Source organism: Amphritea pacifica (genome assembly GCF_016924145.1).
Taxonomy (GTDB): Bacteria; Pseudomonadota; Gammaproteobacteria; order Pseudomonadales; family Balneatricaceae; genus Amphritea; species Amphritea pacifica.
In genome coordinates, this window is record NZ_JAFFZO010000093.1 from 1 (window position 1) to 680 (window position 680).

The 680-nt window shown below is 60.4% G+C and carries 1 protein-coding gene; it reads right to left on the bottom strand.

All coding sequences use genetic code 11. The features are described from left to right. Window positions 1-675: 4-hydroxy-2-oxovalerate aldolase (gene dmpG / locus JW499_RS21555; protein WP_332874446.1), on the bottom strand; the 675-nt coding region annotated here is incomplete at its 3' end. Between the last annotated feature and the right edge of the window lie 5 nt (window positions 676-680).

Here is a 680-nt window from a genome sequence, read left to right on the forward strand (position 1 = left end):
CATGGTCAGTGCCAGGTCTTCAATCATATCTTCCTGCCCGCCAACGGTGCCGCGACGACCCAGCTCGACCAGAATGTCCCGTGCCTGAATGCCATACTTCGCTTCCGCCCGTTTGGCAAACAGCAGGAACGAGGAGTAGACCCCCGCAAAGCCCAGTGTCAGCGCGTCGCGATCCACCCGGATCGGCTGATCCATCATCGGTACGATCAGGTCTTCCGCCACATCCATAATCTTGTACAGATCGATACCGTGCACCGCTTCCATCCGCACCAGGGTGGCGACCAGCACCTCCAGTGGGGTATTACCGGCACCGGCACCCAGGCCCGCCACCGAACCATCGATACGCCCGGCACCGGCATCAATCGCCGCCAGGGAGTTGGCCACGGCCATCCCCATGTTGTGATGGCCGTGGAAACCCACCTCAATGGAGGAGTCCAGTTCAGCCCGCAACAGACCGATCTTCTCGGTCACCTCATCCGGTAGCATGTAACCGGCGGAGTCGGTGCAGTAGATGCAGTTGGCGCCGTAGGCAACCATCAGTTTCGCCTGCTCGAGAATCTTCTCCGGGCTGGCCATGTGTGCCATCATCAGGAAACCGACGGTATCCATCTCCAGCTTGGCGGCCAGACCGATGTGCTGCTCAGTCACATCAGCTTCGGTACAGTGACTGGCCACCCGGA